Source organism: Acinetobacter sp. 24-47-67 (assembly GCF_056779735.1).
Genome location: NZ_JBWYIK010000023.1, coordinates 1 through 1105 on the forward strand (window position 1 = coordinate 1; position 1105 = coordinate 1105).

The following is a 1105-nucleotide window of genomic DNA, read 5'->3' on the forward strand; positions in this document are numbered from 1 at the left end:
TTGGTTGGTGTTTGTCTTGTGTTTTGGCGTCCATTGGCTGCGTTGTAGCAGTTGTTGGACTTGTTGGTCTAAGTCTTTGGGTAGGTTGTTTTGGTTGTAGTAGCGTTTGCCTACAATGAGGAATTCTTGGTCAGCTCCGCTGTGTTGTGCAATTTCTGGGTGTCCATCGAGTCTGAACCAGTAGCCGACTTGACTGTCTCTGACGCTGGCTTTGGCGATGAATTGTTTGCTTTGTCCAGCGTAGTAGTCGCTGAGGTGTTGGTTGAGTTTTTCGACTTGGCTGTTGCCTGAGGCGGTGGCTTGATCTTCGCCTTTGAGGTCTTGGATCCATGCAGGGCTGATGTGCCATGCTTGTTCGAGGCCTAGGCTGGCATTGTCTTGGTGGTCACTGTGTTGGTGTTTGCTTTGTACTGAGCCTGCGCCTTCTTCTTGTTCGAGGGCTGTGGCTTGCCAGCGTTGTAGGTGGACTGCAGTGGGCTGTAGGCTGCGTTGTCCGATAAAGCTGGTAATGGTATCAAATTGTTCTGTCGCATCACTACGGTGGTAGCGGATGTTGCGTCGGTTAAGGGCTTGGTATTGGCTGTTGTCGTCAATCAGGCGGAGCTTTTGTGCTTCGATCGGGCTGTTGTTGCTCGGTACAATCGGTTGGGCTTCATCAATGAGCCAGTTAATGCCTTCACTGCGTAGTAAACGAGTCAGAAAGTCGTAGTCGCTTTCGTTGCTTTGCATGATGAAGGGGCGGATGTCGTATTGTTGTTGTAGTCCACTGTGGTCTAGGCTAAGGCTAGAGGCAAAGAGTGGGCTTTTGTTTTGCCATTCTTCAAAGAGGATTTCCACCACTTCGACCACGGATTTGTTCATAAATACGCGGCTGTTGCGGCGTTTGTGCCAAAGTGAAGTTGCATCGTTAAGCGTAAGTTTGTAGAGGGTCAGTGCTCCATCGCTTTGTCCTTGTGAGGCTTCGGTGATGATGCCAGTGGTTCTAAACAGGGTTCCTTGATCAGTGACTTGATCGACGGCCACTTGTGTGCCGATGAATTGTTTGAGTGGAATTAAGGCATTGGTCGAGAGACAGATGAGTTCTGCTTGCACGCCTTCGTTAAGG

1 protein-coding gene is annotated in these 1105 nt (G+C 49.9%); it reads right to left on the reverse strand.

The window, feature by feature from the left end:
- Positions 1-1105: phage late control D family protein (locus tag AC1M9K_RS14470; protein ID WP_481589632.1), on the reverse strand; the 1105-nt coding region annotated here is incomplete at both ends.